Raw genomic sequence first — 26,271 nt, forward strand, 5'->3', positions numbered from 1 at the left:
GCGTCAAGACATCGCCCGTTTTTCCCCTCAAGGAGTCAACCATCATGCAGCAGATCCCCGAAGGTACCCTGGTCGTCGTGGCAGACGGCGGCTCGGCCCGCGTCTTCACCAATGTCGGCGACGGACGCACGCTGCAGCTCAAGCAGCACGAGGAACTGCAGATCCAGGACATCAGTTCGCAGGGCGTGTCCGGCCAGGGCCCCTCCGGCGCGGTGCCCAAGGATATGAGCATCTCCCAGCTCAACGAAGCCACGTTCGCCAAGCAGCTCGCGCAGCAGTTGAACGATGACGCGCTCAAGAACCGGTACAGCCACCTCATCCTCATCGCCGACCCGAAGACCCTGGGCCACATCCGCCCGCAGCTGCACAAGGAAGTCGAATCGCGGCTGCTGCGCGACATCGCCAAGGACCTGACCAACGCACCGCTGGAAGACATCCAGCGCGCCTTGAGCTGATCGCCGCATGGCGTACACCCGCGACTACGCCGTACAGGAGCCGCTGCGCTCGTCCATCGACGCGCACGCGGGCTGGCTGTTGCTGGAATTCGGGGCGCCATGGTGCCCGCATTGCGTGGGTGCGCAGCCGGTGGTGGCGCAGTGGCAGGCGGAGCACGCGACCGATCACATCAAGATCGAGGATGGCAAGGGGCGCCCGTTGGGGCGCTCCTTCCAGGTCAAGCTGTGGCCGACGCTGATCCTGCTCCACGACGGCGGGGAAGTGGCTCGCGTGGTGCGCCCGCGCGATGTGGATGATCTGCTGGCACTGACGGCGCTGCGCGAACGTTGATGGGTTGATGCAGCGACGCATGGCGTCGCTCCACGGCGGAGGCATGGGGCGGGGAGGCCTGGATTTCCGGCATGTGCTATCATGCATCGCTTGACCTTTGCCTCGGGCCATCGCCCGCCTCACGGTCATCCTTCCTGCAGCGCCGCTGTGTCCCCGCGGCCGTCCGGGATCGTCTGTTGAAGCCCCTTCTTCGCGCATCGTGCCGCGTTCTTTCGGAGGCGGCTGCTTTCCCGTGCCGTGCGCGGGCCTCGGGCGACGTGGTGACCACGCTCCCAGGAGACAGCAATGCAGCACCTGCATGCCGCACATGCCCATTTCGGCTGGTTCAAACGCCGCCGCCAGATGCAGGTTGACGAAGTCACCGTCGTCGACCGACCCATGTTGAAGAAGGCGGTGGGGGCTGCGGCGCTCGGCAATGCGATGGAGTGGTTCGATTTCGGCGTGTATGGCTACCTGGCCGTGACGCTGGGTCAGGTGTTCTTTCCCGCCAGCAGCCCCACCGCGCAGCTGATCGCCACGTTCGCCACGTTCACCGTCGCCTTCCTGGTGCGCCCGCTCGGCGGGCTGGTGTTCGGTCCGCTCGGCGACAAATACGGGCGCCAGAAAGTGCTGGCATTCACCATGATCCTGATGGCGCTGGGCACCTTCAGCATCGGCTTGATTCCGTCCTACGCCAGCATCGGCATGTGGGCACCGGCATTGTTGCTGCTGGCGCGCCTGGTGCAGGGCTTCTCCACCGGTGGCGAGTATGGCGGCGCGGCCACGTTCATCGCAGAGTATTCCACTGACCGCAATCGCGGCCTGATGGGCAGCTGGCTGGAATTCGGCACGCTGGGCGGCTACATCGCCGGTGCGGCTACGGTCACCGCGCTGCACATGGCGTTGAGCAGCACGCAGATGCTGGACTGGGGCTGGCGCATTCCGTTCCTGGTGGCCGGTCCGCTGGGCCTGCTGGGCCTGTACATGCGCATGAAGCTGGAAGAGACGCCCGCGTTCCGGGCGTATGCCGAGGAAGCCGAGAAGCGCGACCACGAGCGCCCCGGGCTGGGCGCGCTGCTGCGCGTGCATTGGCCGCAGCTGCTCAAGTGCGTGGGCCTGGTACTGGTGTTCAACGTCACCGACTACATGCTGCTCACCTACATGCCGAGCTACCTCAGCGTGACCATGGGCTATGCGGAGAGCAAGGGCCTGCTGCTGATCATCATCGTGATGCTGGTGATGATGCCGCTCAACGTGGTGGGCGGGCTCTTCAGCGACCGCCTGGGGCGCAGGCCGATGATCATCGGCGCCTGCATCGCGCTGTTCGCGCTGGCCATTCCGTGCCTGCTGCTGGTGGGCAGCGGCAACGACTGGCTGATCTTCCTCGGGTTGATGCTGCTGGGCCTGGCGCTGGTGTGCTTCACCAGTTCGATGCCGTCGACACTCCCGGCGCTGTTCTACACCCCGGTGCGGTACAGCGCGCTGTCGATCGCCTTCAACGTGTCGGTCTCGCTGTTCGGCGGTACCACCCCGCTGGTCACCGCATGGCTGGTGCAGCGCACGGGCGATCCGCTGGTGCCGGCGTACTACCTGATGGGTGCGGCGGTTATCGGCATCATCACCATGCTGTTCGTCAACGAGACCGCGAACCTGCCGCTGCGGGGTTCGCCGCCCGCCGTGGCCAGCGAAGCCGAAGCGCACGCGCTGCTGCGCAGCGACGAGCCGGTCACCGTAGACGCCACCCAGCCCACGCTGCCCCAGCCGGCACTGCCGAACGACCCCACCCCCGCGTAGTGCCACGCCGCGCCCCATGATCAGCGGGCGCCATTGCGATGAACGCGTCGCCACGCGCCCGGGGACTATCCGCGCCAACGGGGCATGATGCTGTTGCGTGGCAACCCCTGCCAACCTGATCCACGCGACCAACCCCGCGCCGCAACATGCGGCGCGGGGAGAACCAATGCTAGGATCGCTTCACCTTGAATCGATCTAAATCCAAATGAGCAGAGCGGGGAAGTCGGGCTGGGCTGCACTGGCCATGGGTGCAATGCTGGTCGCAGGAGGCGCATCGGGGGCCCCACAAACCGCAGGCGAACGTGCGTTTGCCGCGGTGGATCCCTTCATCGGCACCGCGGGCGAGGGTCACACCTACCCGGGCGCGACGGTGCCGTTCGGCATGGTCCAGCTCAGCCCGGACACCCGCATCCAGCCGCGCGAGAAGGCGTACGACTGGGCAGCCGGCTACCGCCATGACGACAGCAGCATCGTCGGCTTCTCGCATACCCACTTCTCCGGCAGCGGCCACTCCGACCTGGGCGACGTGCTGGTGATGCCGTTCACCGGCGACCCGGGCCTGGAGCGTGGCGACCCGGAAAAGCCGCGCAGCGGCTACGCATCGCGCTTCGATCACACCGATGAGAAGGCCGAGCCGGGCTATTACGCGGTGACGCTGAAGGACTACAAGGTCCGCGCCGAACTCACCGCCAGCGCCCGCACCGGCCTGCACCGCTACACCTACCCGAAGGGCGAGTCGGCCAAGCTGCTGCTCGACCTGCGCACCAGCCTGTACGACTACCCGGGCAAGATCCTGTGGTCGCGGCTGCGCGTGCGCGATGACGGCACCGTCACCGGCTTCCGCGAGACCCGCGGGTGGGCGCCGGGCCGGCAGCTGTACTTCGCCATGCGGTTCTCGCGGCCGCTCACCGGCCACGCGCTGCACAACACCGAGACCGACATCGCCTACAAGGGCTTCCCACCGCCGGGGCAGAACAACCCCGCACAGCGCCCGCAGATCGAGGGGCGCCAGCTGGTGGGCACGTTCGATTTCGGCGCGCTCGATGCACCGCTGGTGGTGACCGTGGCGATCTCGTCGATCAGCGAAGCCGGGGCGATCGCCAACCTGGAGGCCGAGGTCAAGGACCAGGACTTCGACCGCGTGCGCGCGGACGCACGCACGCAATGGCAGCAGGCGCTGTCGGTGCTCGATATCGAGGCGCCCGCGCATGACCGCCGCAGCGCCTACACCGCGCTGTACCACAGCCTGCTCGGCCCAACCCTGTTCATGGACAGCGACGGCCAGTACCGCGGGTCGGACAACGCCGTGCATCGCGCCGAGGGTTACACCAACTACTCGACGTTCTCGCTGTGGGACACCTACCGGGCGCTGCATCCGCTGCTGACCCTGGTGCAGCCGGAGCAGCGCAACAGCGACATGATCAATTCGCTGCTGGCGCACCAGCACAACAGCCCGTACGGCATGCTGCCGGTGTGGGCGTTCCACGGCCAGGAAACGTGGTGCATGATCGGCTACCACGCCGTGCCGGTGATCGCCGATGCCTACGTCAAGGGCATCCGCGGCTTTGACGCCGACAAGGCGCTGCAGGCCATGGTCGCCACCGCCAACTACGGTCCTTACGATGGCATCGCGCAGTACCGCGAGCTGGGCTGGGTGCCGATCGACGAGGAAGGCGAGGCCGCCAGCAAGACGCTGGAATATGCGTTCGACGACTGGACCATCGCCCGCATGGCCACGGCCATGGGCAGGACCGAGGTGGCCGCCGAGTTCAACAAGCGCGCCGGCAACTGGCGCAATGCGTTCGATGCCGAGACCGGCTTCATGCGCGCCCGCAAGCGCGACGGCAGCTTCCGCACCCCGTTCGATCCCAGTGCCAGCGGTTACGGCACCGATTACACCGAAGGCAATGCCTGGCAGTATTCGTGGTACGTGCCGCAGGACGTCGCAGGCCTGGCCGCCGTGCACGGTGGCGCCGACGCGCTGCTGGCGCGGCTGGACGCGGTATTCGACGCCAAGGTCGATCCGTCCATCTTCGAACACATGGAAGACATCACCGGCCTGATCGGCTGGTACGCGCACGGCAACGAACCGAGCCACCACGTCGCCTACCTGTATTCGTACGCGGGCCAGCCGTGGCGCGCGCAGGCGCGCCTGAAGCAGATCATGGACACCCAGTACGCCGACCGCCCCGATGGCCTGGCCGGCAACGATGACCTTGGCCAGATGTCGGCCTGGTATGTGTTCACCGCGCTGGGCTTCTATCCGGTCGCGCCGGGCAGCGGCGAGTACATCATCGGCCGTCCGTTCCTGCCCAAGGCGGTGCTGAACCTGCCGAACGGCAAGACCTTCCGCATCACCACGGACGGCATGGGCAAGGGCCACGAATATGTGGGTTCCGTGACGCTCAATGGCAAGCCGTTGAATCGCACCTTCCTGCGCCATGCGGAGATCCTGGCCGGTGGCGAACTGCACTTCACACTGCAGGCCGAACCCAACACGGCGTGGCCGGGGCAGGGCGCCGAGCAGCCGTATTCGATGTCGCACTGACGCCGCTCAGCCGTCCTCGTCCCACCCATCGCCGTCCCCGTCCATCGGGGGCGGCGATGTCGTTTCAAGATCCGGGTCGACGGGCTCCAGCAGCGTGTAGTCGTCGCGATTGAGGTCACGGAATGCGCGGCCGACGGGGTAGGCTTCCAGCGCGGGCGAGCGTACCCGCAGCTCGGCCGGCGTGGTGGCGGCACCTGACAGCCAGGCCAGCGCCAGCGCGGCCGGCAGGAACACCGGCCCATCGGGCGTGAGCGGTGCCGGGATGGCCCGGTTGGGCGCGGTGAGCACGCTGAAGGAGTCCATCGCGTGCCCCTCGCCATCCTCCCAGTGCTCCCAGATGCCTGCCGCCAGCAGGGCCAGGCCATCACCGCGCTGCACGAACAGCGGCCACGGCGGTCGTCGCTGACGAGCGAGCTTGTAGTACCCCGTCATCGGGATCACGCAGGGGCGTTCGGACCAGGCCTTGGCGAAGATGCGGCTGCCGGGCGCCCGGTCCAGCCGCGCCGTCACGGTGGTGTAGGGCGTGTCAGGGGCTTTCGACCAGCGCGGCACCAGACCCCACACCATGTCGGTCACGATCAACTCGCCATCGGCATTGCGCGCCAGCACGGCGGCAGGCGAGCCCTTGCCGATGTTGTAGCGGTCCGGCGCAGCGGCGACGGCGTGGGCGAGCGCGCGCGGCAGTCCGTCGGGGACCGATTCCGGCTCGGCAATGGCTTGGGCGAAACGACGCATGCCCGGAGGGTAGGACGTGCGCCGTGAGCATGCGGTTGAGCGCCGGCGCGTCCGGCGCTAGAGTCGTGGGGTGGTTGTTTCGCGGTATCTGCCCATGCCCCATCGAAAAAAAGACAGGCCGCCGGTGGACGCCGCCGGCCAGCGCCTGCCGCTGGGTCCCGAGTCCGCCGTGCTGTGCCGGGCCCGCGACTACGCCGCCGGCACCGTGATTCCGCTGCACCACCATCCTGATCGCCATCAGCTGGTGTACGCCGCCTCCGGCGTGCTGGTCGTGCAGGCCGGTGCCGGGCGATGGGTAGTGCCCAGCACGCGCGCGATCTGGATGCCGGCGGGCATCGGCCACAAGGTGAGCTGCATTGGCGCGGTGCGCATGCGCAGCCTGTACATCCTGCCGAAGGCCATGGCCGATGCACCGATGGGCGCGGCGACGGTCTCCATCACCCCGTTGCTGGCAGCCCTGATCGGTGCCGCCGCCGACGTCGAACAGCCGTATGTCGCGCAATCGCGCGATGGCCACCTGATGCAGCTGATTCTGGACGAGCTGCAGACCTTGCCGGTGCTTCCGCTGCACGTGCCACAACCGGCCGACCCGCGCCTGCAGCAGATCATCCGGCACTGGGAGGCCTCACCCGATGATGCCTCCACCCTGCAGGACTGGGCGGAGCGCCTGGGCGTGGACGCGAAGACCATCCAGCGCCTGTGCGCGCGCGAACTGGGCATGACCTTCGGCCAATGGCGGCAGCAGATCCGCCTGGTCCGCGCCCTGGAGCGCCTCGCCCACGGCGACAAGGTCATCGACGTCGCACTCTCCCAGGGCTACGCCAGCCCCAGCGCCTTCACCGCCATGTTCAAGAAACGCTTCGGCCGGCTCCCCAGCCAGTTCTTCGCGTAGTGCCGGCCGCTGGCCGGCTCTCGTCACACCACAACAAGGCCGACGCATCGCCGGCCGCTGGCCGGCTCCCCTCACACCGCAACAAGGCCGACATATCGCCGGCCGCTGGCCGGCTCCCCTTTGAACCGCAACCTACGGCTTCGTCTTCGGCAAAAACGCCGTAGCCAACCCCAGCAACGGCAGGAACGAGGTCAGGTGGTACACCCACACGATGCCGTGGATGTCAGCCAGCTTGCCCAGCCCGGCAGCACCGATGCCGCCAATGCCGAACATCAGGCCGAACATCAGCCCTGACACCATCCCCACGCGGCCGGGCACGGCCTCCTGCGCATACACCACCAGCGCGGCAAACGCCGAAGACATCACCAGCCCAACGGCCACCGCAAGCACCGCCGTCCCCATGAGGTTGGCATAGGGCAGGGCGAGCGCGAACGGTGCCACGCCCAGGAACGAAATCCAGATCACCGCCTTGCGCCCGATCCGGTCGCCAACGGGGCCGCCGATGAAGGTGCCCAGCGCGATGGAGGCAAGGAACACGAACAGGTACATCTGGCTCTGCTGCACGCTCAGGTGGAAGCGCTCGATCAGGTAGAACGTGAAGTAGTTGGTGATCGAGGCGATGTACACGAACTTGGCGAACATCAGCACCGCGACCACGGCGATGGCCTGCACCACCTTGCCGCGGCTGAGGCCGACCCCGTGCGAGCGCGACAGGCTGTTCATCTTGGCCTGCCCGTGGCGGACGGTCCAGCCGGTCAGCCGGAACAGCACGAAGATGGCCACGGCGGCGATCAGCAGGAACCAGCCGATGGCGCGCTGGCCATGCGGTATCACCACGGCCGCCGCCAGCAGCGGACCGATGGCCGAGCCGGTATTGCCGCCGACCTGGAAGGTGGACTGCGCGGTGCCGAAACGCCCGCCGGAGGCCATGCGGGCAACGCGCGATGCTTCAGGATGGAACGTGGCCGAACCCACGCCCACCACGGCGGCGGCCAGCAGCAGCATCTCGTAACTGCTTGCCATCGCCATCATGCCGATGCCGACGAAGGTGGCCATCATGCCGGAGGGCAGCAGGTAGGGCAGCGGCCGCTTGTCGGTGTACATGCCCACCCAGGGTTGCAGCAGCGACGCGGTGAACTGGTACACCAGCGCGATGGTGCCGATCTGGCCGAAACTCAGCGCGAACTGGCTCTTGAACATCGGGTACACGGCCGGCAGCACGGCCTGGATCATGTCGTTGAGCAGGTGCGCGAACGCAGCGGCGCCGACGATGCGGATCGCAAACCCCTGGTGGGCGGGGTCGGACGCGGTGGGCACTACCGGCGAAACAGGGACGGCGGGCGAAGCGGACGGCGGGGTTTCTATGCGCATGGGACCATTCGACAACAGCAGCGGCACCGGCCGGCCACGCGGCCAAGGCGCCGGCGCGTGCTCCAGCCTGGACCGGGTGGGGGACAGGTGGGGCACGAGGGTACGCCGGACGCACGGTGCCGTCTCGCGCGATAGGGGCCACTATCGTCGCGTTAGGGACATCGCGCATCATGGCGGCATGAAGATCCGCTACGCCGCCTTGCTGCTTGCCACCCTGCTCTCCCGCGTCGAAGCGTCACCGCTGCTGCAGCCGGGCATCTACCAGCGCACGCCGCAGGCGTCCGATGCGGATCGGTCGGCATCCCCGGCGGCCGGCGAGATCCATCACGACACGCTGTCCGCGGCGATTCCAGCCACGGCGAAGGTGCGCTACGCCTTCGTGTCGCGCGATCCGGGCGATGCCTTGAACAAGCTGGTATTCGTTACCGATGCGGCCTACCGCTACGACATCAACGGCGCCAACCGGTTGTGCCCGGCCTACGCGTTTCCCGGCTGGAACGAGCGTTCGGAGGCACAGCCATTCTGCCGGACCAACATCGGCAGCGCCGACCACGAAGCGGCGCTTGCCTGGACCGAACGCGGGTTCACGCTGCGCTGGGCCGATCAGAAGACGCTGCTCCGGACCGAGCAGATTCCCGCCACCCGCAAGCCGACGCCGGATGAGATCGGCGCCTGCGCGGTCAGTGGTGTGTGTGCGCCCGAATCCTACGGCGGCCATCTCCAGCACTACCAGGTCAGCCACTTTCGCGATGGGTTCGAGCTGCAGGCGTCACGGCCCTATATCGACGTGTTCGCGGCGACGGTGGATACGCCGGTCTACCCGCGCGCCGAGGACAGTACGCCGTCGGGCACGCTTGCGGCAGGACGCTACGCCGGTGTGCTGAGCAGGGGAGCGGAGTGGATCGGCATCGAGGACGTGGCGGCGGACGGCGTGCCGACGCCCGGTTGGATCCGCCGGGATGATCTCGACGGTGCGGCGATGCGCATTCCCCAGCAGGCCGCGACCGCCACGCTGCGCTTCGTGCTGGTCGTTGCGCCCGCCGACGACGATCAAGCGGTGCTGCAGGCCATCGATATCCTGGACGCCGCGACCGGCCGGCGCCGGCAGATCCTGCGCGACATCGATGCCGAGCCGATGGCGGCCGGCCCGGAGGTGCTGCAGCTGGTGGACGCCAATTTCGACGGCTGGCCCGACCTCAGTGTGCCGGCCTACTCCGGCGGGGCGGGCCCCAATGCCACGCGAAACCTCTACCTGTTCGATCCAGCGGCCAACGTCTTCGTGTTCGATCCGATGCTGTCGAGCCTGTCGCAGTTGGACATCGACCCGGCGACGCGCACCCTCACCTCCGCCTCACGCGGCAGCTGCTGCTCGCATGCAAGCGAGACGTATCGCTATGTTGACGGGCAGCTGCAGCAGATTGCCAGCTGGGAAGAATCGCTGTCGGCCGATGGCGAACACCTGCAGACCACGGTGGGCACGCTGCGCGACGGCACGATGAAGTACAACACCCGCACGCGGAAGCTGCCCGCCAACCGGCCCTGAGCGCATCAACCCCCCGTCACGTCGGCGGTGGCAGGATACCGGTTGCATTCCCCTCAGGAGACCGCCGTGTACTCAACCGTCGTCGTGACCCGCCACTGGGTCATCCATCCGTTCCCCGCCGCCGTGCTCGGTGGCGTGCTGCCGCTGTTCCTTGGCGCGCTGCTGGCCGACTACGCCTACTGGAACACCTACGAAATCCAGTGGAGCAACTTCGCCTCCTGGTTGCTGGTGGGGGCGATGGTCATGACCACGCTGGCCCTGCTGGGTGGCCTGGTGGGCCTGGTGCGCGGCAGCCGGCAAGTGTTCTATGTGGTGGTGCTGGCGGCGACCTGGATCGTGGGCTTTGTCAATTCGCTGCAGCACGCGCGCGACGCCTGGGCGATCATGCCGGCGGCGTTGATGTGGTCGGTGATTGCCACGGTGCTTGCGTTGCTGGCGACCTGGCTGGGCTTTGCCAGTCTGCGCGTGCGCGTGGGAGGTGCCCTGTGAACCGGTCGACATCGAAGGTACTGGCGGTCTCCACACTCGCCCTGGCATTGGCTGCCTGCAGCGGCAAGGCGCCTGACATGAACCAGCTGGGGGCCACTCCGGAACTGCCGAAGCCCCACCGCGGCGTGATGCCGGACATGACCATTGCCCAGCCCACCGCCTGGGGCGACCAGGTGCCGACCGTGCCGGCCGGCTACAAGGTCTCGGCGATCGCCACCGACCTGGCCATTCCGCGCCAGACCCTGGTGCTGCCCAACGGCGACATCCTGGTGGCCGAAGGGCGCGGCGGCAGTGCGCCCAACCTCAAGCCCAAAGACGTGATTGCGGGCAAGATCAAGGCCAAGGGCAATACCCAGGTGAAGAGCGGCAATCGCCTCACCCTGTTGCGCGACGCAGACGGCGACGGTGTGTATGAGCTGAAGACGGTCTTCGCCGACAAACTCAACGCCCCTTATGGCCTGGCGCTGGTGGGCAACGCGCTGTATGTCGCCAACCAGGACGCGCTGGTGCGCTTCGACTACGCCGACGGCCAGACCAGGGCCAGTGGTGCGCCCACCAAGGTCACCGACCTGCCGTCGGCCATCAACCATCACTGGACCAAGTCGCTGGCCGCCAGCGCCGATGGCCAGCGCCTGTACGTGGGCATCGGCTCCAACAGCAACATCACCGAACGCGGCATGGCGGCCGAGATCGACCGCGCCCAGGTCTGGGAGATCGATGCGCAGACCGGCGCGCACCGCACCTACGCCAGCGGCATCCGCAATCCGACCGCGCTGGCGGTGCAGCCGGGCACCGGGGTGCTGTGGGCGGTGGTCAACGAGCGCGACGAGATCGGGCCCAACCTGGTGCCGGATTACCTCACCTCGGTGAAGGACGGCGGCTTTTACGGCTGGCCCTACAGCTATTGGGGCAAGAACGTGGACCGGCGGGTGATGCCGCAGAACCCGGACAAGGTTGCCTCCGCGTTGGCACCCGACTATGCGTTGGGCTCGCACGTGGCCGCGCTGGGCGTGTCGTTCGCCAACGCTGCCGTGGGTGGCACCTTCACCGACGGTGTATTCGTTGGCCAGCACGGCAGCTGGAACCGCAATCCGCCGGTCGGCTACAAGGTGGTGTTCGTTCCGTTCCGTGACGGCAAGCCGGCCGGGGAGGCCATCGATTTCGCCACCGGCTTCCGCACCGATGACGGCAAGACCCGCGGCCGTCCGGTGGGTGTGACCGTCGATCCCAAGGGCGCGGTGATCGTGGCCGACGACCTGGCCAACACCATCTGGCGGATCACGCCGACCGCGGTGCCGACAACGCCCGCTGCAGCGCCTGCGGCACCCGTAGCGCCCACCCCGTAGAGCCACGCCCTGCGTGGCTGAAGTGCGCCTGCGGCCGATCGCCGCAGGCGTAGACGCTCACTCCACCCAACGCACGGCCTTCAGTGCCTCGGCGAGCCGTTGTTTCGCCTCTTCAGTGCTGAAGGGCGGCGTGCGCGGTGGATCGTAGACCTCCGGGCGCGTGCCGGTTACGAGCAGATCGATGGCGTAGCAGCGGTCATGCTGCACCGCGCGGTAGCTTTCCACTGACATGTAGTGGCTCATTGCCGCGTCGCCTGCGCTGAAATGCGTAAACGGGATGCCGTCGATATCGATGATGCGGGTCGGACCGGTCGCCTCGGCGGACGGGGTGAGGCAGGCCGCCATCGCCGCGGAGGCGTCATTGCGCCCCAGTCGCAGTTCGGCGGCGGTGACCTCGTTGGAGCCGTCCAGCACCAGCGCCACCAAGGGCGTGCCCGCAGTGTCGGGCGGGGCGAACACGGCCCAGCCATCGGAGGTGAGGTACGTGCGTTTGAAGTCATGACGCAGCGTCATGCCGGGCACGGCGTTGATGGCGATGCCAGGCGCTGTTTCAGCAAAGGCCGGGGCGGCCGTCGCGGCCAGGGCGGTGGCCTTGGCCGCGCCGGGGTCGGCGCCGCTGGGCGGCGTCGCTGCCGCAGCAGGGGTGGAGGTGGAGTTGCCCGCCTGCTCGGTGCAGCCACCCAGGGCGGTCAGCACCAACAGGAACATGGAGGCGCGAGGAACAATACGCATCGCTGTTTCCACTCCGATCGATCAGGCGGCCTTCGCGGGCTGGGCACTGCTGCTGGATTTTGCAATCAAGGTCAGCTTCTCATCGGTGGCCTTTTCCTCCGCCAGGGTTTCCAGCAGCAGCGGCAACGCGTCCTTGTAGCCAAGCTGCTTGGCCAGCGCCGCGATGGTGCCGTAGGAGGCGATCTCATAATGCTCCACCTTCTGGGCGCCGCCGATCAGTGCGGCATCGCGGACCGGGCCTTCCTCCACGCCATCGATGATCTCCTTGCCTTCCTCGACCAGGCCTTCCATTGCCGCGCACTTGATGCGCTTCAGTTTGATCCCCAACAGTTCGACCACTTTGTCGATCCGCTCGACCTGGCCCACGGTTTCCTCCAGGTGCGTCTCGAAGGCTGCCACGAGTTCCGGATGGGTGGCGGCGCGCGCAAGGCGGGGAAGGGCCTTGGTCAGCTGCTTCTCCGCGCTGTAGATATCGGAGAGTTCGTGGATGAACAGGTCTTCCATCGTTTTGATCGGCATGGTGCAGCTCCTGCGGTGAGTGAAGCAGCAGCATGGGCCGGCTGATGTTATTCGCCGGTCTGTTCGCGTGAGGGTGCGCGCGAGCGCGGCGTGAGCTCGGTGTTGACGCAGACAGCGCCCAACGACCGCAGCAGCTGATCTTGACGCGCACGCAGCGCAGCGACGGGAATACTGGTGACTCCCTCCTGCAGGAGCACGGCATGGGTCCTCGCAGACGCCTCCGCATTGCCACCTTCAACGTCAACGGTATCAAGACGCGGCTTCCGCACCTGTTGGCGTGGCTGGAGAAAGAGAAACCGGACATCGTGGCGCTGCAGGAGCTCAAAGCCAGCCAGGACGCGTTTCCCGACACCGAGATACGTGACGCAGGCTATGGCTGCCTGTGGCACGGGCAACGTGCCTGGAACGGGGTGGCGCTGCTGGCGCGCGGACAGGATCCGATCGAGAGCCGGCGCGGGCTGCCTGGCGACCGTGCCGATGACCAGAGCCGGTATCTGGAGGCGGCGGCGCACGGTGTGCTGGTGGGCGGGCTGTACCTGCCAAACGGCAATCCGCAGCCCGGGCCGAAGTTCGATTACAAGCTGAAGTGGATGCAGCGGCTGCACAGCCATGCACTGGGACTGGTCGAGCTGCCGCATCCGGTCGCCTTGATCGGGGATTTCAACGTAGTGCCTACCGATGCAGACATCTACGACCCCAAGTCCTGGCGACGCGATGCACTGCTGCAGCCGGAGGTACGCGAGGCCTATGCGGACCTGCTGGCGCAGGGATGGACCGACAGCCTTCGCCAGGTGCACGGCAAAGCGCAGATATTCACCTTCTGGGATTACTTCCGCCAGCACTACGAACGTGACCGGGGCCTGCGGATCGACCACCTGCTGCTCAACCCCGTGCTTGCGGATGGGCTCAGGGACGCCGGTGTCGATCGCTGGGTAAGGGGGCTGGAAAAGGCGAGCGACCATGCGCCCACCTGGATAGAGGTTCTTGCGCCGGCGCCGGAAAAAATGTGAACGCTTAAGCCTCATGGATTCATGCCAGCTGCGCATCTGCATATGCGATTTGGAACGAAAACGTTCGACCGCGGGCGCCAGTTCGAGGTGCACTCTGGCGTTGACGCAGACCGTGGTCACGAAGTTGTCGCATCGAGTTCACGAGTTGTTTATTCGCACCACAGGTAGATTCCCATCAAGGTTTGCGCGCGACGGCTACGGCGCGGCAGAAAAAACCTCCGCTGGTGGCGCAATGCCACGGGCACCCCCACAGCAGTTCCACCTTTGAGATAACCCCCATGTCGCCTCCGCGCGTCTCTGCTGTTCCTGTTCCTTTGCCTGTTCCCGCTGCAGAGGGCGTTGTCCGCGGCAACCGTGTGCGCCGTGCGCCCCGCCTGCGGGCGGTGGAAAGCGCCCCCGCGCCCACCGCCAGCACGGCGCGTGCACGTCGGGTACTGTTCGTGACATCGGAAATGGCCGACTACATCAAGGCCGGCGGGCTGGGAGACGTGGCCGCATCGCTGCCGCGCGCCGTGCGCGGGCGCTCCGACGTGCGCGTGCTCATTCCCGGCTATGACGAGGTGATTGCCGGTTCGCCCGACCTGCGCCTGGTCGGCCGCGTCCCGGCGCGCGCGGGCATTCCGGCCTGCGACATCGGCGAAGCCACGTTGCCGGACGGTTTGCCGGTGCTGGTGCTCGTGTGCCCGGCGCTGTACCAGCGTGGCGGCAGTCCTTACGTTGATGGCAGCGGCCAGGACTGGAGCGACAACGCGGTGCGCTTTGCCGCGCTCTCGCGCGCCGCTGCGGTGATCGCCTGCGGCAATGCAGGGCTGGAATGGCAGCCGGAGCTGCTGCACCTGAACGACTGGCCGTGCGCGCTGGCAGCCGCCTACCTGCGCTGGTACGGCTCGGACGTGCCGGCGCTGCTGACCATCCATAACCTTGCCTATCAGGGGCTGTTCCCGTTGGACCAGGCGGCGGCACTGGGTGTGTCCTCCGACCAGCTGGACAGCATCACCTTCCACGGGCGGCTTTCGTTCCTGCAGGCCGGGATCGTCCATGCCGACCAGGTGAACACGGTCAGCGAAAGCTATGCCCGCCAGATCACTGGCCCGGAGCAGGGCTGCGGGCTCGACGCGCTGTTGTCGCGGCACGCCGCGGGCGGCCGCCTGAGTGGCATCGTCAACGGCATCGACAGCAGCTGGGATCCCCGCACCGATCGCCATCTTACCGAGCACTTCGACCTGCACCGCTGGGAGGGCCGTGTGGCGAACAAGCGTCGCGTGCAGCGTGCGCTGGGCCTGCCACACGGCGAGGGCCCGCTGTTCGCGGTGGTGTCGCGGCTGGTGCACCAGAAGGGGCTGGACCTGAGCTGCGCGGTAGCCCATCAGATTGCCGCGGCCGGTGGGCAGCTGGCCATCATCGGTGGCGGCGAGCCGCGCATCGAAGCCGACGTAGCCGCGCTGTCGCGACGCTTTCCGTCCTCCGTGGGCGTGTACCCGGGGTTCGATGAAGGACTGGCCCGCAAGATGTTCGCCGGTGCGGACTTCCTGTTGATGCCGTCGCGCTTCGAGCCGTGCGGACTGAGCCAGATGTACGCGCAGCGATTCGGCTGCCTGCCCATCGCCCATGCCACCGGCGGCCTGATCGATACGATCGAGGACGGCGTGACCGGGCTGCTGTTCGACTCCGCCGATGCCGATGCCCTGCGTCGCTGTGTGCAGCGTGCCTTCCGTACGTATCGGATGCCGGGCCTGCTCTCTGCGATGCGCCGCGCCGCGATGTTGCGGCCGGGCAGCTGGGACCTGGCCGGCTCGCATTACCTGCGATTGTACGACCGCGTGCTGGAGCGTCAGGCATGAGTGAGCATGTGCGTGTGCTGTGCGAAGACCCTGTGGACCCCGAGCTGGGGGAGGAAGCAGGCGCGCCGTTGCCCGCTGCCTACGCCGATCTGGTTGCCGGCCGGCCCTGCGATGCGTTCGCGCTGCTCGGTCCGCACCAGCAGGCGGCAGGCTGGCAATGGACGGTCTGGCTGCCGGGGGCACGTGCCGTCAGCGCACGGCTGTCGTCCGGCAGCTGGGTGGCGCTGGCGCGGGTGGAGCCCGCTGGCCTGTTCCAGGCCCACCTCGCAGAACGGGGTACGGGCCTGCTGCGCATCCAGTGGCCTGACAATGTGCAGGAGATCGAAGACGCCTATGCCTTCGGCATCCAGCTGGCCGAATCGGACCTGGATGCATTGCGTGCCGGTGATCCCGACGCCGCGCGTGGTTGGCTCGGTGCGGTGGCGACCCTCTGCGACGGTGTGCCCGGGGTCCGCTTCGCGGTCTGGGCGCCGAACGCCCGTCGCGTGGCCGTGGTGGGCGATTTCAACGACTGGGACAACCGCCGCCATCCGATGCGGCTGCGTCACGACGCAGGCGTCTGGGAGCTGTTCCTGCCGCGGGTGGAGGAGGGTGCCCGTTATAAATTCGCGCTGACCGCCGCCGACGGCACTGCCGTGATGTTGAAGGCTGATCCGATGGCGCGCGCCTGCGAACTGCCGCCGGATACCGCCTCGCGTGTGCGGGCAGCGTCCCGTCATGAATGGAATGACAGTGGCTGGATGGACGACCGGTCCATCGCGCCGGGGCAGGCGATCTCGGTTTATGAGGTGCACGCCGGCTCCTGGCGGCGCGACGCCGAGGGCAACGCTCTGGACTGGAATGCGCTTGCCGGACAGTTGATCCCGTACGTGAAGGCGCTGGGGTTCACCCACGTGGAGCTGTTGCCGGTGAGCGAGCACCCGTTCGGCGGCTCGTGGGGTTATCAGCCACTGGGGCTGTTCGCACCCACCGCGCGGCATGGCAGCCCGGATGATTTCGCCGCCTTCGTGGACCGCTGCCACCAGGCAGGGATCGGGGTGATCGTGGATTGGGTGGGCGCACATTTCCCGACCGATGCCCATGGCATGCGGCGGTTCGATGGCACCGCGCTGTATGAGCACGAAGACCCCCGCCTGGGGCTTCACCCGGACTGGAACACGCTGATCTACAACTACGGTCGCGCCGAAGTGGCCGCCTTCCTGATTGGCAGCGCATTGGAATGGATCGATCGCTTCCATGTCGACGGCCTGCGCGTGGACGCGGTTGCGTCCATGCTCTACCGCGACTACAGCCGCGCTGAAGGGGAGTGGCTGCCCAACGCCAACGGCGGGCGCGAGAACCTGGAGGCGGTGGCGTTCCTGCGCCGGTTCAACGACGCCATTCGCGCCCGATTCCCGGATGTTCTGGTCATGGCCGAGGAATCGACGGCCTGGCCCGGCGTGACCGCACCGACCGCTGCGCACGGGCTGGGATTCACCCATAAATGGAACATGGGCTGGATGCACGACACCCTGACCTACCTGCACCGCGACCCCATCCACCGCTGCCATCACCACGGCGAGATGACCTTCAGTGCGATCTATGCCTTCAGTGAGCGCTTCATCCTGCCGCTGTCGCACGACGAAGTGGTGCACGGCAAGGGCTCGCTGCTGGCCAAAATGCCCGGCAACCGCGACGAGCAGCTGGCCAACCTGCGTGCGTGCTACGGCTTCATGTGGGCGCACCCAGGCAGCAAACTGCTGTTCATGGGCGGCGAGTTCGCCCAGCCGGACGAATGGAACCATGACGCCAGCCTGGATTGGGACAGCGCCGCCCATCCAGCACACGCCGGCATGGCCCGGCTGATCGGCGATCTCAACCGCCTGTTGCAGCAGGAACCGAGCCTGCGCCTTGCCAACGATGTGGAAGCAGGTTTCGAGTGGAGTGTCAGTGATGACCAGCGTAACAGCGTGATCGCCTTCGTGCGCCACGCGCCGGGTGGCGAAGGACGCTCCACGCTTGTGGTGTGCAACTTCACCCCGGTGACCCGTCATGGCTATCTGCTTGGGGTGCCGTCGGCGGGGGAGTGGTCCGAGCTGCTCAACACCGACAGCGCGTTCTACGGCGGCAGCAACATCGGTAATGCCGGTCGTGTCTCCACGCTTGCCCGGCCGATGCATGGCCACGCCCAGTCGCTGCCGCTGACCCTGCCACCCCTGTCGGTGCTTTACCTGCAGGCGGCGGAATGAGCGTTCAGGCGGGGCGCTGGGGTGCCTGGCCGGGCACGGACGGTTATTGGAACTTCTCCCTCTGGGCGCCTGCCGCGCAGCGCATGGATCTGCTGTTGGAAGGCGCCGAGCTGCCGATGCAGGGCAGCGACAGCGGATGGTTCACGTTACGCACCCCGGCGCAGGCAGGCATGCACTATCGCTACCGCATGGATGGCGAACGTGTGGTTCCGGACCCGGCCTCGCGCGAGCAGCCGCAGGGCCTGTTCGGCCCCAGTGCGCTTGCCGTCGACGACACCTTTGCCTGGCAGCACCGGTCCTGGCGCGGGCGCCCCTGGCATGAGGCGGTGATCTACGAAGTCCATGTTGGCGCCGCTGGGGGCTCCTACGATGCCGTGCGCGCACAACTGCCGCAGCTGGCGGCGCTGGGGTTCACCGCTATCGAACTGATGCCGCTGGCCACGTTCCCGGGCGGCCGCAACTGGGGCTATGACGGCGTGCTGCAGTACGCGCCGACGGCAGCGTACGGCACCCCGGATCAACTGAGAGCACTGGTCGATACCGCCCACGGGCTGGGCCTGATGGTGCTGCTGGATGTGGTCTACAACCATTTCGGGCCGGACGGTAATCCGCTGCCGGCGCTCGCCCCGGCCTTCTTCCGGGAGGACGTGCATACGCCGTGGGGGGCAGCCATCGACTTCCGCCGGCCCGAGGTGCAACGCTATTTCATCGACAACGCGCTGATGTGGCTGCGCGACTACCGCATCGATGGGCTGCGCCTTGACGCAGTGCATGCGATCCAGCCCACGTCGTTCCTGGAGACCCTGCGCGCGCGCATCCATGCGGCGCTGCCCGGCCGCGAGGTCGCGCTCGTGCTGGAGAATGAGCACAACCAGGCTTCGCTCCTCGCCGCTGGCTTCACTGCACAGTGGAACGATGACTTCCACAACGCCCTGCACGCGCTGCTGACCGGCGAGCACGAAGGGTATTACCGCGATTTCGCCGATGACCCTAACCGCCGCCTGCGCCGGGTACTGGCCGAAGGCTTCGCGTGGCAGGGCGAGGTCAATGCATCCGGCCGGGCGCGCGGTGAGCCGAGTACCGCCATTGCGCCCCGCCAGTTCGTGGTGTTTGCCCAGAACCATGACCAGATCGGCAACCGTGCGCAGGGCGAGCGCCTGCTGCAGCTGATCGGCCCGCGCCGGAACGCGCTGGCGATGGCCCTGACCGCGCTGACCCCGATGATTCCGCTGTTCTTCATGGGCGAACCCTGGGGGGCCACGACGCCATTCCTGTTTTTCACCGACCACCGTCCGCCGTTGGACGCGCTGGTACGCGAAGGGCGACGCGCCGAGTTTGCCCATTTCAGCAGCTTCCGGGACGACGCCCTGCGCGCCCACATTCCCGACCCGAATGCGCCCGGCACGTTCGAGGCCTCGCGCTGCCCTTGGCCCGATCCGGGCGATGCGGAGGCAGCGCGTTGGCTGGCGTGGTTCGGCACGCTGCTGGCGGTGCGTGCGGCCTGTCTCGGCGCCGCTGGCGATGCGCGTCCGCTGGGTGCCGAGGTGCTGGCGCCGGGGGTGCTGCGTGCCGGGTGGCAATTGCCAGGTGGACAATGGTGGATCGCATTCAATGCCGGCGATACAGCCGAGCCGGTGAGCCTCCCGTCCGGTCGTGAAGTCTTTCGCCTGGGTGCGGCGCGCGATGACGGCCGGTTGGAGCCGAACGGCCTGTATGCCGTTCTGGTCGATGCAGCATGAGCGGCACCGCGTCTTTGAGCGCCCTGGCCTGCGCGGTTGGTCTGAGTGTCGACTGGACCGACGTCGCCGGGCGGCCGCAGCGGGTGCGCGACGCAGCCCTGGTGCCGCTGCTGGAGGCGCTTGGCGTGCCCGCCGCCAACCCCGCACAACGACGCGAAGCCTTGTTGGCACTGCGCTCGGCGCGGCATCTGCCGGTACTTTGCACCACCCTGGCGGGTGAGCGCGTGGAGGCGGGTCCCGCCGACGCGCCCTGCCTGTGGGAGCATGAGGACGGGGGTCGAGAGGAAGGACGCACGGACGCCCACGGCAGTACGCCGGCACCGGCGCGACCGGGCTACTGGACCCTGGCCTGCGGGGCGCGCACCCAGCGCGTCGCCGTCGCACCGGCGCGGTGCTTCGGGGTGCAGGATGCGGTGAAGGGACGATCGCACCCATGGGGACTGGTACTGCAGCCTTACGCGGCGCGTGGCCCGCATGATGGTGGCGTGGGCGATACCGCGGCGTGTTCGGGGTGGGCGCAGCGCGCCGCGATTGCCGGCGCGGACGCTCTGGCCCTGGGGCCGGTGCATGCCGCCAACGGCATCGACGCCACCTACAGTCCCTACTCGCCGGGCGACCGACGCTATCTCGAGGCGATCCATGCCGCGCCCGTGGACACCTTTGGCAACGTCGCACTGCACGCGCTGGACCCGCATCCTGCACTGCGCGAGCAGCTCGCCGCGCTGGAGGATATGGCGCTGATCGACTGGCCCGCTGTCGCCGCCGCAAAGTGGGCATGGCTGGCCGCTGTTCGGGCTGCCGTCTCCGCAGATGAAGCAGCAGCCGAAGACCTGCAGCGCTTCGTGGAAGAGGGCGGGCAGGCGCTGGCGCGGCACGTCGCCTTCTCGCACCCGCGTGCGGGCGTATCTGCACCGCTGTACCTGTTCGGCCAATGGCTGGTAAGCCGTGGTTGGCGACGCGCGCAGGAGCTGGCGCGAAGCACCGGCATGGGCATCGGTCTGATCGCCGATCTGGCCGTGGGTTTCGACCCGCGTGGTGCCGAAGCCGACGCCGCCGGCAGCACCCGCCTGCAGGGCCTGGTGCTGGGAGCGCCGCCCGACGCATTCTGCGCGGGTGGCCAGGTATGGGGAGTGAGCAGCTATTCCCCGCAAGGCCTGCATGAACTGGGTTTCGCGCCTTTCATCGCGCTGCTGCGCGCAGTCATGCGCGACCGAGGCGGGCTTCGCATCGATCACATCCTGGGCTGGCAACGCTTGTGGGTGGTGCCGGAAGGGGCGGATGCAGGGCAGGGTGCCTACCTGCGCTACCCGCTTCAGGATCTGCTCAACATCGCGGCGATCGAGTCCTGGCGGCAGCGCTGCATCGTCATCGGCGAAGACCTCGGCGTGGTGCCGCCCGGCATCCGCCAGACGCTGGCCACGCGCGGTGTGCTGGGCATGGACGTGCTCGCGTTCGCCCGCGACGAGGCAGGCAGTTTCCTGTCCCCCGACGCCTGGCGCGCGGACGCGGTGGCCATGACCGGCACCCATGATCTTCCCACCCTGGTCGGATGGCGGCGTGGACTCGACCTGGGCTGGCGGTATCGTCTGGGCGAGATGGATGACGTCGCCCTGCAGGCGCAGGCCGCCGAACGCGCGGCCGATGTCGAGCGCCTCGATCTCGTGCTGGGCCAGCCCGGCGGGGATGAAACAGACGCACGCATGGCCGCGCTGGAGCATGTGGGGTCCAGTCCGGCCGCGCTGGCGCTGCTGCCGGTGGAAGACGCGCTTGGCATGGCCGAACAGGTGAACCTGCCGGGCACCGTGGCCACCCATCCCAATTGGCGGCAACGCCTGCCCGTATCGGGCGTTGAACAGATACTGGAGGATTCGATGGTCCGTTTCGCCGCCGCGCGCCGCAGGGCAGAGGCATGAGCATCGTCCGCGCGACCGTCCGGCTTCAGCTGCATGCTGGCTTCACCCTCTACGACGCCGCACGCGAGCTCGACTATTACGCCGCGCTTGGCATCAGCCACCTCTACCTGTCTCCAGTCTGGCACGCCGTGCCAGGCTCCACGCACGGGTACGACGTGGTTGATCCAGGTGCGATCAACCCCGCCTTGGGCGGCGAGGAGGCCCTGCGCGCCCTGGCCGTGCAGGCGCGCGCGCACGGCATGGGCCTGGTCCTCGACATCGTGCCCAACCACATGGCCGCGCACGCGGACAACCGTTGGTGGTGGGACGTGCTTCGGCACGGGCGGCAAAGCGCGTACGCACACTGGTTCGACATCGACTGGCGCGCGCCCCTGTCGCGGGGCCGCCTGCAGCTGCCTGTGCTGGACCGGCCGCTGGACGCCGCGCTGGACGAAGGCGCGCTGCGCATCGATAGCAGCGGCAGCGAACCGGTGCTGCGCCACCACGACACGCGGCTGCCGCTGGCGCCGGGCAGCGGGCAGGACACGACCACGGCTGACCTGCGCGCGGTGGTGGATGCACAGGCGTACCTGCCGCTGTGGTGGCGGTTGGGCGATGACCGCCTCAACTACCGGCGCTTCTTCACCATCTCCACGCTGGTCGGGCTGCAGGTACAGCACGACGATGTGTTCGAAACCGTGCATGGGTTGCCGTTGGCGCTGCTGGCCGAGGGGCTGGTTGATGGGCTGCGCGTGGACCACGTGGATGGGTTGGCCGATCCGCAGGCCTACCTGCAACGACTGCGCGCGGCAATGGACCGGGCCTGGGGCGAACGCGCCGGCCGCCCGCTGCTGTGGGTGGAGAAGATCCTGGCTGCGGACGAGGAGCTGAAGCCGGCGTGGGACTGCGACGGTACCACCGGCTACGACTTCATGGACCAGGTCGGGGCGTGGCTGCACCAGGCGTCGGGTGAAGCGCCACTGGCACGGCATTGGCGCCAGTCCACGGCCCGGACCGCAGGTTTCAGCAGCGAGGAGCGCCTGGCGCGCCGCGAAGTGCTGGGGCGCGGCCTGCGCAGCGAATTCGATGCGCTGCTGCGGTTGCTGGTGAAACACGAGCGTGGTGCGGTGCAGCCAGGCGCGCGGCTGGGTCGCGCGGTCCTGTCGCGGGGGCTTGCCGCGCTGCTGGTCCGCTTCCCGGTGTACCGCACCTACGCGACGGCCACAACGGCCGATGACACCGATCGCCGGCGCTGGGATGGCGTGCTGGACGTGGTGGCAGGTGAAGAGGCGGAGGACACGGTACTGGCCGCACGCTGGATCGCCACACGGTTCTGGCAGGACACCACCACGGAAGCCGGTTTACAGGCGCGCGAGACGCTGCGTCGGCGATTCCAGCAGCTCAGCGCACCGCTCAATGCGAAAGCGGTCGAAGACCGGGCGTTCTACCGGCACGGGGTGTTGCTGTCCCGCAATGAAGTGGGCAGTCACCCCGACCATTTCGCGCTGTCCAGCCGCGCCCTGCACACGCGGACGCAGATGCGCGCCAGCCGCCACCCGCAGGCGATGCTGGCGACCGCCACCCACGATCACAAGCGTGGCGAGGACACCCGCGCCCGGCTGGCGGTGCTGTCCGAATGCCCGCAGTGGTGGGCGCGGCAGACCCGCTCGCTGGACCGCCGCGCGGCCCGCCTGGGTCTCGCCCTGCCGCCGCCGGCAGTGCGCCAGATGCTCTGGCAGACCCTGCTCGGCGCGTGGCCGACGCAGGGTCTCGACGATCCCGCAGGCTTCGCCGCGCGCATCGTGGCGTGGCAGCGCAAGGCACTGCGCGAAGCCGACTTGTTCTCGTCGTGGACCGACCCCGATGCGGTGATGGAGCAGCGGGTGCAGGCCTTCATTGAAACGCTCCTGCTGCACCCGGCCACGGTGGCGCTGCGCAACGTGCTGGAGCAGGCGGCCATCCATGTGGGGGCGGCTGGCGCGCGAAATTCGCTCGCCCAGGTTGCGTTGCGACTGACCTTGCCGGGTGTTCCGGATCTGTACCAGGGCACGGAGGGTTGGGATCTGTCCCTGGTCGATCCGGACAATCGCACGGCCGTGGACCATGCGCAGCGCCGCGCCTGGCTGGAAGACCGGCGCTCCTGGCCACAGCTGCTTTCACAGTGGCAGGACGGTGCGGTCAAGGCGCGTCTGGTGCAGCGCCTGCTGGCGCTGCGACAGGCCCGGCCCGCGCTGTTCGCGGCCGCAGACTACCAGCCGCTGCACGCCGACCGCGAGGTGCCGATGTTGGCCTTCCTGCGCCAAGACGCGCACGACGGCCTGCTGGTCGCGGTGGTAAGGCACACCGCACTGCAACCGGCCCGTCGGGGCGCAGGCCTGGGCGACTCGCATGTGTCCGGCGCCTCTGTGGCAGTTCCGCCGGGGACGTACCGCAACACGTTGACCGGCGCCACCCTCGTGAGCGACGGCGCTCCCATGCGATTGCGGCAGCTGTTCAACGGCAGCCCGGTTGCGATCTATTCCACCTGCTGAGACGACGATGATGGATGAACAAGAGAAGGCCGAACGCACCCGGGAACTGGCCCGGCAGATCTGGGAAGCCGAGGGGCGCCCGGATGGGCACTCGGCGCGTCACTGGCAGATGGCCGAGCGGCTGGTGGCCGCCGAGATCGAAGCGGCCCTGCATGACCAGGAGGCCAGCCGATGAGCCGTGCCACCAGCGCCAGCCATTCGCGGGTGAAGGCCGGACGGCCATATCCGCTGGGCGCGACCTGGGACGGGCTGGGCGTCAACTTCGCCCTGTATTCCCGGCATGCGACCCAGGTGGAGCTATGCCTGTTCAACGAGCGGGGCCGCGAGGTGGAGCGGATCCGCCTGCCCGAGTACACCGACGAGATCTGGCACGGCTACCTGCCCGATGCGCGCCCGGGACAGCGCTATGGGTATCGTGTGCATGGGCCATATGCGCCCGATGCCGGCCACCGATTCAATCCCAACAAGCTGGTGATGGACCCCTACGCCAAGCAGCTGGTCGGGCAGATCAAATGGGCGCCGCACCTGTTTGGCTACACCATCGGCCACAAGGACAAGGACCTGAGTTTCGACCGGCGTGACAGCGCCGCCTACGTGCCGCGCTGCGTGGTGGTCGACCCGGCGTTCACCTGGGGCGACGACCGCCGTCCTTCGGTACCGTGGGACCACACCGTGATCTACGAAGCACACCTGCGGGGACTGTCGATGCAGCACCCGGAGGTGCCGGAAGCCTCGCGCGGCACGTTCTCGGCCTTGCGCGCCGACGCGATCACCGACCATCTGCGTCACCTGGGGGTGACCGCGCTGGAACTGCTGCCGGTGCATGCGCACGTGGATGACCAGTACCTGGTGGAGCGCGGTCTCAAGAACTATTGGGGATACAACACGCTGGGATTTTTCGCGCCGGACCCGGCGTATCTGTCCACCACGACCATCGCCGAGTTCAAGCAGATGGTGGCGAGCCTGCACCATGCCGGCCTGGAGCTGATTCTCGATGTGGTCTACAACCACACGGCCGAGGGAAACGAGCTGGGCCCGACGTTGTCGTTCAAGGGCATCGACAACGCCAGCTACTATCGCCTGGCCGATGACCGCCGCTACTACATCAACGACACCGGCACCGGCAACACCTTCGACCTGACCAATGCCGGCGCGTTGCGCATGGTGATGGATTCGCTGCGCTACTGGGTGCAGGACATGCATGTGGACGGGTTCCGCTTCGACCTCGCCACCATCCTCGGCCGCGAGCGCGCCGGCTTCGATTCCTCCGGCAGCTTCCTCGACGCGGTGCGCCAGGACCCGGTGCTGAGCCAGGTCAAACTGATTGCAGAGCCGTGGGATATCGGCCCCGGTGGTTACCAGCTGGGCAACTTCGCGCCAGGCTGGGCCGAGTGGAACGACCGTTTCCGTGACAACCTGCGCGCCTTCTGGAAAGGCGACGAAGGGCAGCTCTCCGAATTCGCCACGCGCCTGATGGGGTCGGCCGATCTGTTCGACCATAACGGCCGCCGTCCGCCGGCCTCGGTCAACTTCGTGACCGCCCACGACGGTTTCACCCTGCACGACCTGGTCAGCTACAACGACAAGCACAACATCGACAACGGCGAGGAAGGCCGCGACGGCAGCGACCACAACATCTCCTGGAACCACGGTGCGGAGGGGCCCACGGACGACCCGGCCATCCTGGCGCTGCGCCGCCGGCAGATGCGCAACCTGCTGGCCAGCCTGCTGCTGGCCCAGGGCACGCCGATGCTGCTCGCCGGCGACGAGTTCGGCCGCACCCAGAACGGCAACAACAATGCGTATTGCCAGGACAACCCGATCAACTGGATCGACTGGGAGCGCGCGGCCAGCGAGGACGGCCAGCAGCAGTCGCAGTTCGTCCGCCGCCTGTTGGCACTGCGCCGCCGCTATCCGCAGCTTCGACGCAGCCGCTTCCTCGACGCGCGCGATGGCCACGAGGCCGATGCCGCGCACTGGATCCGTCCGGATGGGCAGCCGATGCAGGAAGCCGATTGGCACGCCCCACAGCAGCGCGCTCTGATGCTGCAGTTGCCGGCCATGCCACAGGAAGGCGAGGCACACGCTGCAGAAAGCACGCAGCTGCTGTTGCTGATCAATGCTGCTGCCGAACCACAGGTGTTCGTCCCACCCACGGCCGACAACACCCCGTGGCGGCTGCTGATCACGTCGGTGGACGACACCCCGGTGCAGGCCGACGAGCAGGGCACGTGGCGGTTGCCGGACCGCGCGATCGCCCTGCTGGCCAGTCGTGGCGGTGGGCCGCACTGACCCG

Annotated in this window: 20 protein-coding genes; 16 read left to right on the forward strand and 4 right to left on the reverse strand. The window is 67.9% G+C overall.

Going from position 1 to position 26,271, the window contains the following annotated elements:
- Positions 1–41 precede the first annotated feature (41 nt).
- The 4 genes from RT456_RS00815 to RT456_RS00830 all read left to right on the forward strand — a co-directional run bounded on the left by RT456_RS00815 (position 42) and on the right by RT456_RS00830 (position 5,107).
- The gene (locus RT456_RS00815; RefSeq protein WP_313341889.1) at positions 42–455 is read left to right on the forward strand and encodes a host attachment family protein; all 414 of its coding nucleotides are present in this window, start codon (positions 42–44) and stop codon (positions 453–455) included.
- Between the two features lie 7 nt (positions 456–462).
- The gene (locus RT456_RS00820; RefSeq protein WP_313341197.1) at positions 463–786 is read left to right on the forward strand and encodes a thioredoxin family protein; all 324 of its coding nucleotides are present in this window, start codon (positions 463–465) and stop codon (positions 784–786) included.
- A gap of 285 nt (positions 787–1,071) precedes the next feature.
- Positions 1,072–2,559 carry a glycine betaine/L-proline transporter ProP gene (proP, locus tag RT456_RS00825; RefSeq protein WP_313341200.1) on the forward strand — a complete coding sequence of 496 codons (1,488 nt, stop codon included), beginning with the start codon at positions 1,072–1,074 and terminating at the stop codon, positions 2,557–2,559.
- Between the two features lie 205 nt (positions 2,560–2,764).
- Positions 2,765–5,107 (forward strand): GH92 family glycosyl hydrolase, encoded by a 2,343-nt coding sequence (locus RT456_RS00830; protein WP_313341203.1) that lies wholly within the window; start codon positions 2,765–2,767, stop codon positions 5,105–5,107.
- A 6-nt stretch (positions 5,108–5,113) separates the two neighbouring features.
- On the opposite strand, the gene RT456_RS00835 is transcribed toward RT456_RS00830, so the two are convergent.
- Positions 5,114–5,842: an SOS response-associated peptidase family protein gene (locus tag RT456_RS00835; protein WP_313341206.1), complete on the reverse strand. Its 729-nt coding sequence runs from the start codon at positions 5,840–5,842 to the stop codon at positions 5,114–5,116.
- 94 nt (positions 5,843–5,936) lie between these two features.
- Here RT456_RS00835 and RT456_RS00840 point away from each other — a divergent pair, with 94 nt between their 5' ends.
- Positions 5,937–6,734 (forward strand): helix-turn-helix transcriptional regulator, encoded by a 798-nt coding sequence (locus RT456_RS00840; RefSeq protein WP_313341209.1) that lies wholly within the window; start codon positions 5,937–5,939, stop codon positions 6,732–6,734.
- Positions 6,735–6,866: 132 nt separating this feature from the next.
- Here RT456_RS00840 and RT456_RS00845 read toward each other — a convergent pair whose 3' ends face one another.
- Positions 6,867–8,105, reverse strand: coding sequence for an MFS transporter (locus RT456_RS00845; protein ID WP_313341212.1), 1,239 nt, complete (start codon positions 8,103–8,105; stop codon positions 6,867–6,869).
- A gap of 178 nt (positions 8,106–8,283) precedes the next feature.
- Between RT456_RS00845 and RT456_RS00850 the strand changes: the two genes are divergently transcribed.
- The 3 genes from RT456_RS00850 (at position 8,284) to RT456_RS00860 (ending at position 11,483) form a co-directional block, all read left to right on the forward strand.
- Positions 8,284–9,648, forward strand: coding sequence for a hypothetical protein (locus RT456_RS00850; RefSeq protein WP_313341215.1), 1,365 nt, complete (start codon positions 8,284–8,286; stop codon positions 9,646–9,648).
- A gap of 66 nt (positions 9,649–9,714) precedes the next feature.
- Complete coding sequence (locus RT456_RS00855) at positions 9,715–10,137, forward strand: hypothetical protein (RefSeq protein WP_313341218.1); 423 nt, start codon at positions 9,715–9,717, stop codon at positions 10,135–10,137.
- Positions 10,134–11,483: a sorbosone dehydrogenase family protein gene (locus RT456_RS00860; RefSeq protein ID WP_313341221.1), complete on the forward strand. Its 1,350-nt coding sequence runs from the start codon at positions 10,134–10,136 to the stop codon at positions 11,481–11,483. The genes RT456_RS00855 and RT456_RS00860 overlap by 4 nt, the downstream gene beginning before the upstream one ends.
- 57 nt (positions 11,484–11,540) lie before the next feature.
- Here RT456_RS00860 and RT456_RS00865 read toward each other — a convergent pair whose 3' ends face one another.
- The gene (locus RT456_RS00865; RefSeq protein WP_313341224.1) at positions 11,541–12,215 is read right to left on the reverse strand and encodes a hypothetical protein; all 675 of its coding nucleotides are present in this window, start codon (positions 12,213–12,215) and stop codon (positions 11,541–11,543) included.
- Between the two features lie 21 nt (positions 12,216–12,236).
- Positions 12,237–12,734, reverse strand: coding sequence for a ferritin-like domain-containing protein (locus RT456_RS00870; protein ID WP_313341227.1), 498 nt, complete (start codon positions 12,732–12,734; stop codon positions 12,237–12,239).
- A gap of 140 nt (positions 12,735–12,874) precedes the next feature.
- Between RT456_RS00870 and xth the strand changes: the two genes are divergently transcribed.
- From xth to glgX, 8 genes are all read left to right on the forward strand, one after another.
- The gene (gene xth, locus RT456_RS00875) at positions 12,875–13,744 is read left to right on the forward strand and encodes an exodeoxyribonuclease III (protein WP_313341230.1); all 870 of its coding nucleotides are present in this window, start codon (positions 12,875–12,877) and stop codon (positions 13,742–13,744) included.
- Between the two features lie 278 nt (positions 13,745–14,022).
- Positions 14,023–15,585, forward strand: coding sequence for a glycogen synthase GlgA (gene glgA, locus RT456_RS00880; protein ID WP_313341233.1), 1,563 nt, complete (start codon positions 14,023–14,025; stop codon positions 15,583–15,585).
- On the forward strand, positions 15,582–17,813 hold the full coding sequence (gene glgB / locus RT456_RS00885) for a 1,4-alpha-glucan branching protein GlgB (protein ID WP_313341236.1): 2,232 nt from the start codon (positions 15,582–15,584) through the stop codon (positions 17,811–17,813). The genes glgA and glgB overlap by 4 nt, the downstream gene beginning before the upstream one ends.
- Positions 17,810–19,552 (forward strand): malto-oligosyltrehalose trehalohydrolase, encoded by a 1,743-nt coding sequence (gene treZ / locus RT456_RS00890; RefSeq protein ID WP_313341239.1) that lies wholly within the window; start codon positions 17,810–17,812, stop codon positions 19,550–19,552. The genes glgB and treZ overlap by 4 nt, the downstream gene beginning before the upstream one ends.
- A complete protein-coding gene (locus RT456_RS00895) occupies positions 19,549–21,465 on the forward strand; it encodes a 4-alpha-glucanotransferase (protein WP_313341242.1) in 1,917 nt (638 codons plus the stop codon). Before treZ ends, RT456_RS00895 begins: the two co-directional genes overlap by 4 nt.
- Complete coding sequence (treY, locus tag RT456_RS00900) at positions 21,462–23,975, forward strand: malto-oligosyltrehalose synthase (protein WP_313341245.1); 2,514 nt, start codon at positions 21,462–21,464, stop codon at positions 23,973–23,975. Before RT456_RS00895 ends, treY begins: the two co-directional genes overlap by 4 nt.
- A gap of 10 nt (positions 23,976–23,985) precedes the next feature.
- Positions 23,986–24,150, forward strand: coding sequence for a DUF2934 domain-containing protein (locus RT456_RS00905; RefSeq protein WP_313341891.1), 165 nt, complete (start codon positions 23,986–23,988; stop codon positions 24,148–24,150).
- Complete coding sequence (gene glgX / locus RT456_RS00910) at positions 24,147–26,267, forward strand: glycogen debranching protein GlgX (RefSeq protein ID WP_313341248.1); 2,121 nt, start codon at positions 24,147–24,149, stop codon at positions 26,265–26,267. The genes RT456_RS00905 and glgX overlap by 4 nt, the downstream gene beginning before the upstream one ends.
- Positions 26,268–26,271: the final 4 nt, after the last annotated feature.

Source organism: Stenotrophomonas sp., from assembly GCF_032099025.1.
In the GTDB taxonomy this organism is placed as follows: Bacteria; Pseudomonadota; Gammaproteobacteria; order Xanthomonadales; family Xanthomonadaceae; genus Stenotrophomonas.

Bases quoted from the DNA above. Each gene is read 5' to 3' on its own strand.
- RT456_RS00820 (WP_313341197.1), top strand. From the start codon at position 463: ATGGCGTACACCCGCGACTACGCCGTACAGGAGCCGCTGCGCTCGTCC.
- proP (WP_313341200.1), top strand. From the start codon at position 1,072: ATGCAGCACCTGCATGCCGCACATGCCCATTTCGGCTGGTTCAAACGC.
- RT456_RS00830 (WP_313341203.1), top strand. From the start codon at position 2,765: ATGAGCAGAGCGGGGAAGTCGGGCTGGGCTGCACTGGCCATGGGTGCA.
- RT456_RS00835 (WP_313341206.1), bottom strand. From the start codon at position 5,842: ATGCGTCGTTTCGCCCAAGCCATTGCCGAGCCGGAATCGGTCCCCGAC.
- RT456_RS00840 (WP_313341209.1), top strand. From the start codon at position 5,937: ATGCCCCATCGAAAAAAAGACAGGCCGCCGGTGGACGCCGCCGGCCAG.
- RT456_RS00845 (WP_313341212.1), bottom strand. From the start codon at position 8,105: ATGCGCATAGAAACCCCGCCGTCCGCTTCGCCCGCCGTCCCTGTTTCG.
- RT456_RS00850 (WP_313341215.1), top strand. From the start codon at position 8,284: ATGAAGATCCGCTACGCCGCCTTGCTGCTTGCCACCCTGCTCTCCCGC.
- RT456_RS00865 (WP_313341224.1), bottom strand. From the start codon at position 12,215: ATGCGTATTGTTCCTCGCGCCTCCATGTTCCTGTTGGTGCTGACCGCC.
- RT456_RS00870 (WP_313341227.1), bottom strand. From the start codon at position 12,734: ATGCCGATCAAAACGATGGAAGACCTGTTCATCCACGAACTCTCCGAT.
- glgA (WP_313341233.1), top strand. From the start codon at position 14,023: ATGTCGCCTCCGCGCGTCTCTGCTGTTCCTGTTCCTTTGCCTGTTCCC.
- glgB (WP_313341236.1), top strand. From the start codon at position 15,582: ATGAGTGAGCATGTGCGTGTGCTGTGCGAAGACCCTGTGGACCCCGAG.
- treZ (WP_313341239.1), top strand. From the start codon at position 17,810: ATGAGCGTTCAGGCGGGGCGCTGGGGTGCCTGGCCGGGCACGGACGGT.
- RT456_RS00895 (WP_313341242.1), top strand. From the start codon at position 19,549: ATGAGCGGCACCGCGTCTTTGAGCGCCCTGGCCTGCGCGGTTGGTCTG.
- treY (WP_313341245.1), top strand. From the start codon at position 21,462: ATGAGCATCGTCCGCGCGACCGTCCGGCTTCAGCTGCATGCTGGCTTC.
- RT456_RS00905 (WP_313341891.1), top strand. From the start codon at position 23,986: ATGGATGAACAAGAGAAGGCCGAACGCACCCGGGAACTGGCCCGGCAG.
- glgX (WP_313341248.1), top strand. From the start codon at position 24,147: ATGAGCCGTGCCACCAGCGCCAGCCATTCGCGGGTGAAGGCCGGACGG.